The organism is Colwellia sp. MT41 (assembly GCF_001444365.1).
In the GTDB taxonomy this organism is placed as follows: Bacteria; Pseudomonadota; Gammaproteobacteria; order Enterobacterales; family Alteromonadaceae; genus Colwellia; species Colwellia marinimaniae.
This window is the reverse complement of the sequence record NZ_CP013145.1, coordinates 2106465-2120483: the sequence shown is the minus strand read 5'-3', so window position 1 is coordinate 2120483 and position 14019 is coordinate 2106465. Positions and strand designations below refer to the sequence as shown.

Annotated in this window: 13 protein-coding genes; 8 read left to right on the top strand and 5 right to left on the bottom strand. The window is 39.2% G+C overall.

The features are described 5' to 3' along the window. The first annotated feature begins 214 nt into the window (after positions 1–214). Entirely contained in the window at positions 215–907 is a 693-nt protein-coding gene (locus CMT41_RS09090) for an HvfX family Cu-binding RiPP maturation protein (protein WP_057181002.1), read from the top strand. Positions 908–985: 78 nt separating this feature from the next. Here the strand turns inward: CMT41_RS09090 and CMT41_RS09085 are convergent, their stop codons facing one another. Both CMT41_RS09085 and CMT41_RS19720 read right to left on the bottom strand, forming a co-directional pair. After that, on the bottom strand, positions 986–1882 hold the full coding sequence (locus CMT41_RS09085; RefSeq protein WP_058027084.1) for a DMT family transporter: 897 nt from the start codon (positions 1880–1882) through the stop codon (positions 986–988). Between the two features lie 155 nt (positions 1883–2037). Next, positions 2038–2169: a hypothetical protein gene (locus CMT41_RS19720; protein WP_257721037.1), complete on the bottom strand. Its 132-nt coding sequence runs from the start codon at positions 2167–2169 to the stop codon at positions 2038–2040. Between the two features lie 305 nt (positions 2170–2474). Here CMT41_RS19720 and CMT41_RS09080 point away from each other — a divergent pair, with 305 nt between their 5' ends. Then, positions 2475–3071 carry a nitroreductase family protein gene (locus CMT41_RS09080; protein WP_057181000.1) on the top strand — a complete coding sequence of 199 codons (597 nt, stop codon included), beginning with the start codon at positions 2475–2477 and terminating at the stop codon, positions 3069–3071. A gap of 431 nt (positions 3072–3502) precedes the next feature. On the opposite strand, the gene asnS is transcribed toward CMT41_RS09080, so the two are convergent. Continuing rightward, positions 3503–4903: an asparagine--tRNA ligase gene (gene asnS, locus CMT41_RS09075; RefSeq protein WP_057180999.1), complete on the bottom strand. Its 1401-nt coding sequence runs from the start codon at positions 4901–4903 to the stop codon at positions 3503–3505. Positions 4904–5987: 1084 nt separating this feature from the next. Here asnS and CMT41_RS09070 point away from each other — a divergent pair. Then, positions 5988–6380 carry a hypothetical protein gene (locus CMT41_RS09070; protein ID WP_232300052.1) on the top strand — a complete coding sequence of 131 codons (393 nt, stop codon included), beginning with the start codon at positions 5988–5990 and terminating at the stop codon, positions 6378–6380. 139 nt (positions 6381–6519) lie between these two features. On the opposite strand, the gene bioA is transcribed toward CMT41_RS09070, so the two are convergent. Next, positions 6520–7857: an adenosylmethionine--8-amino-7-oxononanoate transaminase gene (gene bioA / locus CMT41_RS09065; RefSeq protein WP_083494250.1), complete on the bottom strand. Its 1338-nt coding sequence runs from the start codon at positions 7855–7857 to the stop codon at positions 6520–6522. An 87-nt stretch (positions 7858–7944) separates the two neighbouring features. On the opposite strand from bioA, the gene bioB reads away from it, so the two are divergent. The 4 genes from bioB (at position 7945) to bioD (ending at position 12088) form a co-directional block, all read left to right on the top strand. Then, a complete protein-coding gene (bioB, locus tag CMT41_RS09060) occupies positions 7945–9060 on the top strand; it encodes a biotin synthase BioB (RefSeq protein ID WP_232300051.1) in 1116 nt (371 codons plus the stop codon). 73 nt (positions 9061–9133) lie between these two features. Then, complete coding sequence (locus CMT41_RS09055) at positions 9134–10294, top strand: aminotransferase class I/II-fold pyridoxal phosphate-dependent enzyme (RefSeq protein WP_058027083.1); 1161 nt, start codon at positions 9134–9136, stop codon at positions 10292–10294. Further along, positions 10294–11091 (top strand): malonyl-ACP O-methyltransferase BioC, encoded by a 798-nt coding sequence (gene bioC / locus CMT41_RS09050; protein WP_057180997.1) that lies wholly within the window; start codon positions 10294–10296, stop codon positions 11089–11091. The genes CMT41_RS09055 and bioC overlap by 1 nt, the downstream gene beginning before the upstream one ends. Positions 11092–11254: 163 nt before the next feature. Next, positions 11255–12088 carry a dethiobiotin synthase gene (bioD, locus tag CMT41_RS09045; RefSeq protein ID WP_057180996.1) on the top strand — a complete coding sequence of 278 codons (834 nt, stop codon included), beginning with the start codon at positions 11255–11257 and terminating at the stop codon, positions 12086–12088. Positions 12089–12112: 24 nt separating this feature from the next. On the opposite strand, the gene CMT41_RS09040 is transcribed toward bioD, so the two are convergent. Continuing rightward, complete coding sequence (locus tag CMT41_RS09040; protein ID WP_057180995.1) at positions 12113–12535, bottom strand: type II toxin-antitoxin system HicB family antitoxin; 423 nt, start codon at positions 12533–12535, stop codon at positions 12113–12115. A 671-nt stretch (positions 12536–13206) separates the two neighbouring features. On the opposite strand from CMT41_RS09040, the gene CMT41_RS09035 reads away from it, so the two are divergent. Further along, positions 13207–13941, top strand: a complete 735-nt coding sequence (locus CMT41_RS09035; protein WP_057180994.1) for an EAL domain-containing protein — start codon at positions 13207–13209, stop codon at positions 13939–13941. The last annotated feature ends 78 nt before the right edge of the window (positions 13942–14019 follow it).

The following is a 14019-nucleotide window of genomic DNA, read 5'->3' as shown; positions in this document are numbered from 1 at the left end:
ATATATATCTTAAATTGATTAAATTAAAAATTCTCACCTCTATACTACCTTAATGTTAACCAAAACTTAACATATGGCTTTAGCTAGATTGTAACTATTTATGGCGACTCAGGGTTAAACGGTTGTTTTTATTAATTAATGAGTAAGTTGAAAGTCTTTAGCAACTAAAGCGTTCTTATTATTAATCGCTTTATTTCTTGATAAGACCGTCACTATGCAAACACTACAACATTACTACCAGAGATTTTTAAGCCAGCTTAAACACTTTGATGGCATACCGGCGTTATTATTACGGCTTTATCTTGCCCCGGTTTTTATCATGGCTGGCTTTAGTAAAACGCAATTACTCAATGAAGACGTTACCGGTTTTAGCGCCATCTTGGCCGATGCTAGTATTATTGCTTGGTTTGGCAACAGTGATTGGGGCTTGGGCTTGCCATTTCCGGCTTTACTAGCAAACTTGGTTATTTTAGTTGAGTTTTTTGGTGGCTGGTTATTATTAATTGGCGCCTTAACGCGTTTAATTAGCATACCGCTGATGTTTACCATGATAGTTGCCGCAACAACGGTTCATGTTGATAACGGCTGGTTTGCTATCACGCCAACCAATAGTGAGATCAGCCCAGCGAGAGTTGCCAGCTGGTTAGGGCTGGAAAGTGCGCAAGGGAGTTTAGCAAACAGCGAACAAACAGCCATACGACTGGAAAAAATGCGTGAGCTGTTAGCTGAGCATGGTAATACTGATTGGCTGTATGAAAAGGGCAATATAGTGGTGTTAAATAATGGTATAGAATTTTCAACCACGTATTTTATTATGCTACTCGCCTTGTTTTTTATTGGCGCTGGCCGTTATACCAGTGTTGACCATTACCTAGCGCAGCGATTTTTAATGGTCGAAAAACGCTGAACAGATATCAATTTAACTACGCTCTGTTCAGTTTTTTATCTTCATTGTCACTATATTATCGGCATTGTTTATTTGCCGTTAACTACGGATAGGTTTCTTTTTAATTCCAGGAATTAAATGGCCAAAGTGATAAATAGATAAACCTAATAATACCATCACAGCACCTATTATCAGCTTGTCGGTAATCACTTCACCGTTTAACATCGCACCTAAACTCAAGGCAACTACCGGAGTAATTAGGGTTATTAAGGTAACACTACTGGCTGATAACTTTTGCAATATGGTAAAATAAGCATAAAAAGCAATCAATGAACCAAATACACCTAAATATAGCGTTGACCAAATAGACCTTGCTTGCCACAGTTCAACGGGTAAGGTGCCATCCAAAACCAACCAGGTTAATAAGAACATAGGTGTGGCTAGGGTTAACGCACCAACCGTGGTTGCTAAGGGATGAATAGCTATGGAGACACTTTTCACCAACACACCACTTAAGCTAAAGAAAAATACCGCCAATAAAATAAAAATAATGCCATAAATACCATTGTCCGCTAAAGTGAAATTATCAGAGCACACCACGCCTAAACCAAGCAATGAAATAACCATAGAAAATTTACGAATACCACTGATATTGGGCTCGGCTAATATTCTCTTTGCTAGTACCGCCGAGATAACAGGGGACAAACCAAAGACTAGCGAAATAATGCCTGAGGATAAATAGGGTGCTGCTAAGTATGAACAGAGCATGCCGCCAAAGATGCCAAGTGCTGAAAAGCTGTATAGCCTTAATGCTTGTTTATGCCACGGGAGATTGATTTTACCTATTTTAATCACTAAGGCGCCAAGCACTAAAGCAATAAGCATTCTAAGTAATACCGCTAAACTGGGGTTAATTGTCTCGCTACTCCACACTATACCCAATGGGGTGGTAGACCATATTAATAGTACCGCCAAATAGGCAATTGGCACTGACATTTTACTCTCCTTTGTTGCGTTTAAATTTTTTGTTTTAAAGCGAAAGCAGACTATTACGGTTTTTTGTCGGGAAGGGGGTAAAACAAAAAGCCGCAAGAGGTGGTTGCTGCGGCTTTAAAAGTGAACTAATTAATGACTCGATTAACTATAATTCTTCAATGTTCCGCAGTGACTGGCCAATTTAACTGGCGCTTAACTTGCCACAGTCGATTGACCACAAGCAGATAGCTTATCGCTATTGCTTTGGGGTTTCGAATACTGATCATGGCGAGTAAGTTGCTTGGCATTGCTTTTCTTTATAGTAAGTTATATTAAGTTATCTTATGGCTAAGCTAGAGTTTGAATCTAGGTTACATAGGTACAGTTCTGTTAGCTCGAATAGTGGCGCTAGAGCAAAATGAAGTCAAGTATAAATAACGCCTTTGCGGTATAAAATTTATTTTAACTCTGTCATTGAGATTAGCGTGTCCAAGGAGTACCAAGGCAATGTAATACGTTAGCCGTGTGACCAGTCTTGGATGAGAATAAACTTAATTGATTTGGTCTCAGCTTAACGATAAACTTCTACAATAACCCTTGTTAGAAGTATTTTATGGACGCTATTGAATTACTATTGCAACGCCAGTCGACACCGATGTTAACTGATCCCGCGCCAAATAAAGCCGACTTATCAACATTATTGTCTGCGGGCATGCGAGTCCCCGATCACGCGGGCTTAAAACCTTGGCATTTCCATGTTATTAGCGGAGCAGGTTTACAACGATTAAGCGACCTTTACGTTGCAGCTACCACCATTGACCTAACCACTAAAGCAGGTCTCCTTGAGGGTACTAGTATAGATGAAGATGCCTTTAATGAAAAAATAGCGAAAGTAGCGAAAATGCCATTTAGAGCGCCAATGATGATTGTTATCTCAACTCAATATGTTGAGCATAATAAAGTTCCTCAACAAGAACAATTGATTGCCGCAGGTTGTTGTGCACAAGCCATGCAAATGGCCGCTTTTTCGTTGGGCTATGGTGCTATGTGGCGTACCGGTGACTTAGCTTATAATGAAACAGTGAAAACCGGTTTAGGGCTGGCTGCGGGCAATGATATCGCCGGTTTCTTATATCTAGGCACGCCAACAAAAGCGCCACACAGTAAACCGGCTAAAGATTTCCAAGCGAATGTTACTTATTGGAACTAATACCAATATCATTAAATTACATGCCTGTGCACTTGGCTCAGGATCGTCATCCCCGTGGTGTTTTAATCGGACGTGCCATGGATGGCACTTATTAGACAATGCATGGAGCTTATTGTCCTGAATCCAGTGTATAAAGAGCAATGGATCTTCGATCAAAGACTTCGAAGATGACGTATACAAAAAGTTCCTGAGTAAACTACATAGGCATGTTAAATTATTGCCCACTTGTCCGGGTTAAAATACACCAAGGCGGCGTTGCTCTCAATGCCAATAGCCTGCTATTGGTCAATCGAGCGCCTTGTTTTAATCTATTTTTCCTATGCACAACAAGATCACAAACTTAATGAAACTGGTATAACCGACAGTATACAATTAAAAATTTGGCAATAAAAAAGGCGACATAAGTCGCCTTTTTCTGTTTTAACGTTACGTTAAAACGTTGCGCTATTCGGTGTTCTTGGGAATGGGATCACGTCACGAACGTTTTGCATACCTGTGGCATACGCCACTAAACGCTCAAAACCTAGACCAAAACCGGCGTGAGGCACAGTGCCGTAACGACGAAGATCACGGTACCAACCGTAATCAGCAATATCTAAGCCCATTTCTTCTAAGCGGCTATCTAATACGTCAAGACGTTCTTCACGTTGACTACCACCAATAATTTCACCAATGCCAGGGGCCAGAATATCCATGGCAGCAACCGTTTTACCATCGTCATTTAAACGCATATAGAAAGATTTAATATCTTTCGGGTAGTTTTGTAAAATTACCGGGCCGTTAAAGTGCTCTTCAGCAAGGTAACGTTCATGTTCAGAGTTTAAATCTATGCCCCAAGCGACTGGGTTTTCAAATTTCTTACCGCAGTTCTCTAAAATAGTGATAGCGTCAGTGTATTCAAGACGGACAAAGTCAGTATTAATGACAGAATTTAATCGCTCAATTACTGTTTTATCAACACGTTGTTGGAAGAAAGCCATATCATCAGCGCGCTCTTCAAGTACGGCTTTTAACACATATTTAAGCATTTCTTCTGCCAAATCAGCCGCATCCGATAAATTAGCAAAAGCGATTTCCGGCTCAATCATCCAAAACTCAGCTAAATGGCGGCTGGTATTTGAGTTTTCTGCTCTAAAAGTAGGACCAAAGGTATAAACTTTAGATAAGGCGCTACAATAAGTTTCTACATTTAATTGACCTGAGACCGTTAAAAAGGTCTCTTTACCAAAGAAGTCTTGTTTGTAATCCACTTTACCTTCGTCATTACGGGGTAAGTTTTCCATATCTAAGGTACTTACCCTGAACATCTCACCAGCGCCTTCACAATCACTGCCAGTGATCAGTGGCGTGCTGATCCAGAAATAACCTTTGCTATGCAAAAATCTATGGATAGCTTGGGCTAAACAGTTACGTACACGGGTTACTGCGCCGCCAATGTTAGTACGGGCACGTAAATGTGCTTGTTCGCGTAAAAACTCCATGCTATGTCGTTTAGCTGCCATTGGGTAAGTATCAGGGTCTTCAACAAAACCCAATACTTCTACTTCTGTTGCTTGGATTTCAAAAGCTTGGCCTTTACCAGGAGATTCAACCAAAATACCGGTTACTTTAACTGAGCAGCCCGTAGTTAATTTAAGAATGTCGCTGTCATAATTGTCGAGTTCACATGGCACTATGGCTTGAATAGCATCAAAACATGAACCGTCATGTATTGCTAAAAATGAAATACCAGCTTTCGAATCACGGCGTGTTCTAATCCAACCGTGGACGGTAATGCTTTCATTAACAGGGAAGTTACCCGCTAACACATCAGTAATTGCTATAACTGACATTTAATGACCTCTTATTCTTATCTAATTGATTGAAATTGCTTATACCAAGTTGACGCTATTATTTGCCATTCACGCTAAGTGAGGGATAAATTTAAACTAAATTGGTATTATGCTAAAAATGGGGTGATATGTTACCGTGACAAGGCATAAATGCAATGCTTAATTGCAATGAACAATAACAAATAGTGCTAGTTAACACTAAAAGGGTGGAAAATAGTTAAAACAACAGTAAGTATGAGGGTAAAATTTGAGCAGCTTACTGTCTTCCCCCCTCAGCTACTTTGTTATCTAAGCCGCAGCGAGGCAATAAACTAGAAAAAATTACCATATGTCTCATTGGCAAGGCATAAATGCAATGAACAATACCCAAGTAAGGCAATGAACAATAACAAATAGTGCTAGTTAACACTAAAAGGGTGGAAAATAGTTAAAACAACAGCAAGGATGAGGGTAAAATTTGAGCAGCTTACTGTCTTTCCCCCTCAGCTACTATTGTTATCTAAGCCGCAGCGAGGCAATAAACTATAAAAAATTACCATATGTCTCATTGGCAAGGCATAAATGCAATGAACAATACCCAAGTAAGGCAATGAACAATAACAAATAGTGCCAGTTAACACTAAAAGGGTGGAAAATAGTTAAAACAACAGTAAGTATGAGGGTAAAATTTGAGCAGCTTACTGTCTTTCCCCCTCAGCTACTATTGTTATCTAAGCCGCAGCGAGACAATAAACTAGAAAAAATTACCATGTGTCGCATTGGCAAGGCATAAATGCAATGAGCAATACCCAAGTAAGGCAATGAACAATAACAAATAGTGCCAGTTAACACTAAAAGGGTGGGAAATAGTTAAAACAACAGTAAGGATGAGGGTAAAATTTGAGCAGTTTACTGTCTTTCCCGCTCAGCTACTATTGTTATCTAAGCCGCAGCGAGGCAATAAACTAGAAAAAATTACCATGTATCTCATTGGCAAGGCATAAATGCAATGAACAATACCCAAGTAAGGCAATGAACAATAACAAATAGTGCTTGATGGCAATAAAAAGTGCATAAATGGCGGCAAACAAGCTGAATTACAGCAATGATGACACAAAAGAGTGATGGAGGAAGTAAAGTGGCGCAAAGAGAAGAGCGCAGAAAAAGCACCGACTTTTGGATTTACCTGCAAAAAATCTTGGCCCTGCTCAGTTGGATATTTTTTTTGGTCGCACTGATCATGTCATATTATGCGGCACCCGATCAATATTATGGCATGTTACGCTATTACGATATTGAAATTCGACAATTTTGGTTAACGCCACTAACGGGCTATTTATATATACTGTTATGGCTGAGTTCCTTGGGCAGTTATATAGCGCTAATGACAGATAAATATCGCTGTCGCCGGTACATTGATAACCCTCATTACCACTTGATGTTCTTAATTGTCGTCAATCTTATTTGGTTAGTGTATATCTTAGTTGAGGCGCCTTAACCTAGGAAGAAGAACTAAGGCACTGCAGGTAAGGCCAAATGACTATCCTTGTCTTGTGCCAATGGCTTTAAGGCAGATGCCTCTATGCCATTTAAATCTCGATGAGTGGCAATTCACTTTATATACTTGCTATCACTCGCTAACTAAAACAATCATCTTCATCGAGGACAGTAGCGATGGCATGTACTAATGTTGTTAACTGCTCAGTATTAATGATCAGCGGCGGAATAATATAAATTAAAGTGCCAAAAGGTCTGATCCATACACCTAATTCAACAAAGCGTTTTTGTATCTTAGCCACGTTAACTACTTGTCGACATTCTATGGCAGCAATACTGCCTAACACACGTGTATCGATAACCCTTGGGTGGTCATGCAAAGGTTTTAGCAGATTAATAAGCGTACTTTCAATTGCTTGTACTTGAGCTTGCCAATCATTTTCAAATAATAAATCAATGCTAGCATTAGCAACGGCGCAGGCGAGGGCATTACCCATAAACGTTGGACCATGCATAAAACAACCTGCAACACCCTCACTAATGGTTTGGGCAATGTGTGTGGTACATAATGTTGCCGCTAGGGTGATATAACCACCGGTTAAGGTTTTACCTAAACACATGATATCTGGGCTAATGCCTGCCCATTCACAGGCAAATAATTTACCTGTACGGCCAAAACCCGTGGCTATTTCATCAACGATAAGCAAGACATCATACTGATCACATAAGTTTCGACAGGCCTTTAAATACTCAGGGTGATAAAAACGCATGCCACCCGTGCCTTGTACTATGGGCTCAATAATAAAGGCGGCTATCTCAGCATGATGCTGAGCGAATAAAGCCGAGAGTTCAGTGACATCATTACTGTCCCATACTTGACCAAATTTAACTTTCGGCGCTGGGGCAAAATAATGCTGCATTAATACTTGTTCAAATATTTGATGCATGCCGGTAACAGGATCACAAACCGACATGGCCGCAAAGGTATCACCGTGATAACCATTTTTAACCGTCAATAATTTGGTTTTAGTTAACTTATGCTGGCTTTTTTCGGCCCTAGCATGTTGATATTGCAAAGCCATTTTCATCGCTATTTCAACACTGACCGAGCCGGAATCAGATAAAAATACTTTTTCCAGACCTGGCGGAGTTAACTTCACCAACTTCTCACATAAGCTGATAGCACTGATATGTGTTAAACCGCCAAACATCACATGCGACATTTTTGCCGCTTGCTGTTGCAGGGCGGCATTTAACTTAGGATGATTATAACCATGTAAAACAGACCACCACGAAGACATGCCATCAATAAGTTGTTCACCGCTGGCTAAATTGATGGTTACCCCTTCGGCACTGTCAACCAAATAGCTTGGCAGTGGCTCAGACATTGAAGTGTATGGATGCCAGACATGTTCTTTATCAAGGCGCAGCAAGGAATTTTGTTCCGATGGGGTTATGGCTGTATGTTTATTGTTCATTTGTTAACTAAAAATCTTATTAATCGTTGACATCATGCTTAGGCTGGCTAGACTACCCGTTAAGTTAACTAGATGCAATTGAGTTCTATGTCAGATTTAAATATGTCCGAAGCAGTATTAAAACCGCAAGTAACACCACCCGTATCAGCACCAACACAGTCACTAAATTCAATCGTTCGTCACAATTGGAATTTAAAAGAAGTCCAAGCATTATTTGCTATGCCTTTTAGTGACTTAATGTTTAAAGCGCAAACGATACACAGAGAAAACTTTAATCCCAATGAAGTACAAGTGAGTACTTTATTATCGATTAAAACCGGTGCTTGTCCGGAAGATTGTAAATACTGTTCTCAAAGCGCACGCAATAAAACCAACTTAGAAAAAGAAAGTTTATTAGCCGTTGATAAAGTATTAGAAGCGGCACAACGCGCTAAAGACATGGGCTCAACTCGTTTTTGCATGGGCGCTGCCTGGCGTAACCCGAAAGAACGTGACATGCCTTATGTACTTGAGATGGTTAAACGTGTTAAAGCCATTGGTATGGAAACATGCATGACTTTAGGCATGTTATCTGTTGAACAAGCAGGCCGATTAAATGATGCCGGTTTAGATTACTATAACCATAACCTAGACACTTCACCTGAGCATTATAATCAGATAATTACCACCCGTACGTTTCAAGATAGACTCGATACTTTAGGCAATGTCCGCAGTGCCGGTATGAAAGTTTGTAGTGGTGGCATTGTCGGTTTAGGTGAAAAAGCCACCGATCGTGCCTCTTTATTAATACAACTCGCTAACCTAAGCCCACAACCAGAAAGTGTGCCTATTAATATGTTAGTAAAGGTTGAAGGTACACCTTTAGCCAATGTTGAAGATTTAGACAGTTTTGATTTTATTCGCTGTATTGCCGTTGCTCGTATTATGATGCCGAAAAGCCATGTACGATTATCAGCTGGGCGTACCGCTATGAATGAACAAATGCAAGCAATGTGTTTCCTTGCCGGCGCTAACTCAATCTTTTATGGTTGTAAGTTACTGACTGCCGATAACCCTGAAACAAATCAGGATATGGCATTGTTTAAAAAGTTAGGCATCAATACCGAAACGGTGGTTGATGATAGCGCTTCAACAGAGCAGATACTTAATACCGCCATTGTTGATCAACAACATAGCGATCAGTTTTACAACGCATCGGCATAACAACAGTCTTTGAGCTAACGATAAACTTCGCTAGCTCATTGTTGAATTTATCCTTTCAGGAAAATATTCATTTATGACCTTTGATTTTATTCGCACCGACGTTGAAGAGCAAAAAACCAAGTCTCGCTATCGTCAATTGGTTTGCAATAGTATGGCTAGCCAAGGCAATGAAATCGTTATTAAAGGCAAGTCTTACTTAAATTTTTCTTCCAATGATTATTTAGGCCTAAACGGTCATGCGCAAATAAATAAAGCGCTACAAGAAGGCGTAGATAAGTTTGGTACTTGTGCAAGCAGCTCAAGTTTGGTCACTGGCTATCATTATGCTCATCAAGCATTAGAAGAGGATATTTGTCAGTGGTTAAATAAACCAAAGTGCTTGCTTTTTACCAGTGGTTTTAGCGCTAACTTAGCACTATTTCATGCCTTAGGTAAAAATGAGCACAGCCACTTTTATCTGGATAAGCTAAGTCACGCGTCAATGATCGATGGTGCTTATCAAAGCAAAGCAAAAGTAAAACGCTTTAACCATAATGATATTGACCAGCTTGCTCGACTACTCACACGTACTGACCACAGTGCACTGGCTAGTAGCAATAAACTGATTGCCTCAGAAGGGGTGTTTAGTATGGATGGTTGCCAAGCGAAAGTGTTGCAACTTGCTCAGCTAGCAAAAGCGCACCATGCTTGGCTTTATTTAGATGATGCCCACAGTATTGGTGTCATTGGTAATAAAGGTCAGGGCAGTAATAGCTTTGCTAATATTGATATTACCATGGCCACGTTTGGCAAGGCCGTGGCAACGAGTGGCGCCTTTTTAGCCTGTGATGAAAATTTACATGAGTACTTGGTCAATTTCTCTCGGCACTACATTTACTCGACAGCAATGTCACCCGCTATCGCTTGGGCAACAAAAAAAAGTATTGCGCTTATCCAAGCGGAGCATTGGCGTCGAGAAAAAATTAGTGAACTAAGTGCATTATTTAGTGCCTTACTGGCAGACAATATTGAGTTAGTCACCACACAATCTTCAATTCATGCCATAATAATTGGCGATGAAAAAAAAGCGCTTATGGTCAGTGAAAAACTAAAAGGTCAGGGTATTTGGTTAACTGCTATTCGTCCACCCACGGTGGCAGTCAATAGCTCTAGGTTACGTGTTACCATTTGCGCCAATCATAATACCAAAAATATCAAGTATTTAGCAGAATGTATTAATAAGGCTATCGCTTAATGGTTCAAACAGAACAAACAAATGCAGACCGAGTAAAGATTGCCAAAAGTTTTGGCTCTGCCAGTAAATCCTATGATGTATCGGCAAGATTACAACGATTTTCCGGTAAACATCTTATGCCTTGGTTACCTAATCGCCATGATCTAACCGTGTTAGATTTAGGCTCAGGCACAGGATTTTTTACCGACTTGTTAGCCGGGTCTTATGAGCAAGTTATTGGTTTAGACATTTCAACTAAGATGCTCAATTTTGCCAAAGAACATCGTAATAAAAAAATAATATGGCTTGAAGCTGATGCCCATGACATTCCGCTTAAAGATAACAGTATCGATTTTATTTACTCAAATTTAGTGATTCAATGGTTCGAGCCACTCGATGAAGCCATTACGGAAATGTTAAGAGTATTAAAACCCGGCGGTTTACTTATCTTCACCACCTTAGTGGATGGCACCTTACATGAATTAAAATCTTCTTGGCGACAAGTGGATGATGATCAACACGTCATTGATTTTAAAACCGTCACTGAGCTAAATACTTTATTCAATAATGATAACGGTAAATTGGTCGAGCAAAAATGCCAAGATATTATTTTAGAATATCAAAATGTTATTCATTTAGCGCGTGAGTTAAAAGGTTTAGGGGCTAATCACCTGGCGCAGAAAAAAAATAGAGGCCTATCAGGTAAAGATAAGTGGTTTAAAATGACCGAGCATTATAAAGATTTTCTTGAACCCAGCGGTATTTACCCCGCCACGTATCGTTTGTTTTCTGGTTTGGTTGTTAAGTTAAATAACTAACACTAACAATAACACTAACAATAACACTAACAATAATAAGTTAAATTCTTCTACTATTCACCTTAGTATTAATAAACACTAAGGTGTTACCATGAAAAAAATAATGAGCAAAATATCCGCCAAGCTATCATCTCCGTATAGAAAGCCTATTTAAGCAATTTTTATGAAACAATTTTTTATCACCGCCACAGATACTGATGCCGGTAAAACGTTTGTCAGTTGCGCTTTAATTAAGGCCTTCACTCAGCCTTTAACTCACCATAACAATCACTCCACCAATAAAACCTTAAGCGTTGCCGCCTTTAAACCCATTGCCGCCGGTTGTGAATTAGTCGATGGCCAGTTAATAAATGAAGATGCTAAGCGACTCAGTGAATTTGCTAATTGCCAGCAAAGTATTGCTGATATCAATCCAATTGCCTTTGAGCAAGCGATTGCGCCACACATAGCGGCAAAAATACAAAACAAACGACTTAGCGTTGCACAAATAAATGATCATTATCAACAAGTAAAATCACTTAATGCCGATGTTATTTTAGTGGAAGGGGCGGGCGGTTGGCGATTACCCCTTGGACCTTTACCACTTATAGCCAATTCGGTAAATGCCAATACTCACACTGAGATAAATACTGAAAGTAATGCGGATAAGATAAAACCGGCTTACCAATTTTTGTCAGACTTTGTTAAAGTGGCAGAGCTTGACGTTATTCTCATTGTTAATATGAAGTTGGGCTGTTTAAATCATGCCTTATTAACGTATGAAACGATAAAAGCAGATGGTCTACATTGTATAGCTTGGATTGCCAATTGTGCGGCAAGTGAGCCAATGAATAATTTGTCAGAAAATATCAGCGAGCTAGAACAATTATTACCTATGCCAAAAATTGCCCAGTTTGATTTCTATAGCGATCTTGATAGCCAAGGTAAAGCAATCACTTTTCATGATAAAATTCACCTTGCGGCTCAGAAAATTAATTTAGCACCCTTAGTAACATAAATTTTTGCTTACTGATTGGCAGAACTATTTTTGTAATTCAGCAAAGCAAGCACTGGCAATAAATCCTGAGCGAGTTTTGTAATCCGATGACTTACTTACTTTGTCATCTATTTGAGCAATAAGTAATTCAGGTAGGGTAACATTTATTTTATGGCTCTTACCAAGGTAGGGGGTAATATCAATACTGACTATCGCCCAAAAAGCGTGGGCAAAAGTATGTGGATTTGCTAGAATATGGTTTTTTCTATGTTGCTCTAAGCCTTGTGCATTTGGGATCTTTTCCCCGTATTCCGCCAAAATAGCCAGATGTGATTGTATTGCTTTTGTCACTTCTTCCATGCCTAAATCAATGGTCTTCTCGGTAATTTGACAGCCAGGAAGATCAGGTACTGACACCTGATAATCTGTGCTTTTTTCAGCTTGAGTAAACACCACAGCATACTTCATTTTGAACTCCCAACAACAGTAAAAAAATCCATTAATCATAGTAACTCTGATAACTCATACTTGCAATAGGTTGATAACCCCTCTAACCCCACCAAACCCATACAAACAACCCCAGTAACCCTATGTAGTAATAATATCGACAACCCTGATAACCCCGTAACCTTTCTGTAGGTGAATGTTTACTATGATTAGCGCTACTTAATAATCAGAGCATAAATTAATTATCGGTAAGTTAGTTTATTTTGATAAGAGATTTTTTATCTGCGCTAGTTGAAAATTAGCAAGCAGGACTTAATGATTAAGCTAGGTGGCTAGAGTTATTATTTATCATGGCTCAGCAATACCTAGCTCAGCCAAAAGGATAATAAAATGCCATAGCACCGGTAATATTAGCCACTATTATTAGTCGTTATAGTAAGTAATTAAATTGCAGGTGAGCGAGATAAATGCAGGAAAACATGGTCATAAAGTTGCCCGAATAAAGACATGATGAGCTTAGTTTTATTTATTGAGGCACGAGTATTACTGCTATTTTAGCCATATTGCGCAAATTAATGGCAATCAAGCACGATTTGCGAAACACTTCTTTACATGATAATCATTCTTATTTACAGTTATGTTTCCATATATGTTGTAGGAATTGCTGACTAAGTAATTATCAGCTGTAGTTAATGAAAGATAAGAAATTACTCAACGCAGAGTGTTTAATTGATCTCTTGGAAAACAGGCGCTTTGGCGTTGAATACCAACCAATAATTAGTTGTAAAAACCAAGAGATTTTTGCTTATGAATCCCTCGCAAGATTCTACACTGCCAATAACGATTCAATTCGGCCTGACCTTGTTTTCGAATCGCTGCACAGTAGCCCATTAAGTTTGTTTCAAATTGAATACCAACAAAAGAAATTACAATTATCTTATGCCGTCAATGGCCATGATATTTTTGTAAATTTAGATCAAGACTCTTACTTTTCCTGTGGTGTCATTGGTCAAAAAAATCCCTTTCTTAAGTTGTTTAAAGAATTCCAAAAGTCTAAGGTTGTGGTCGAGTTAATAGAAAACTCGGAACTTAATGATGCCATTATGAGTTTGGCCATGATCGATGACCTAGCTCAAAACAATATTGCTACCGCGATAGATGATGTTTGTAATCCGCAATCCATGATATCCACCTCTGTTATTCAACTGGTTGATTACATCAAACTTGATAAGTTCGTCATAAAAAACAAAAAGAATCGTAACTTTATGTTACTGGTTAAATCGATTATCGATTACGCTCACAGTACAAATAAAAAAATAATACTAGAAGGGGTAGAGACCGCAGAGGATTTAAAGCTTGCCCAACAGCTTAACTGTGATTTTGTCCAGGGCTTTTATTACCGTCATCTTTTTAAGAAGGTAGGTTAAGCTCTGTTAATCACGGTATTAACCCCATACAATGTCAGAAAAGCTTACTTACCTTTCCCCTCAATATTGAGTACTAAT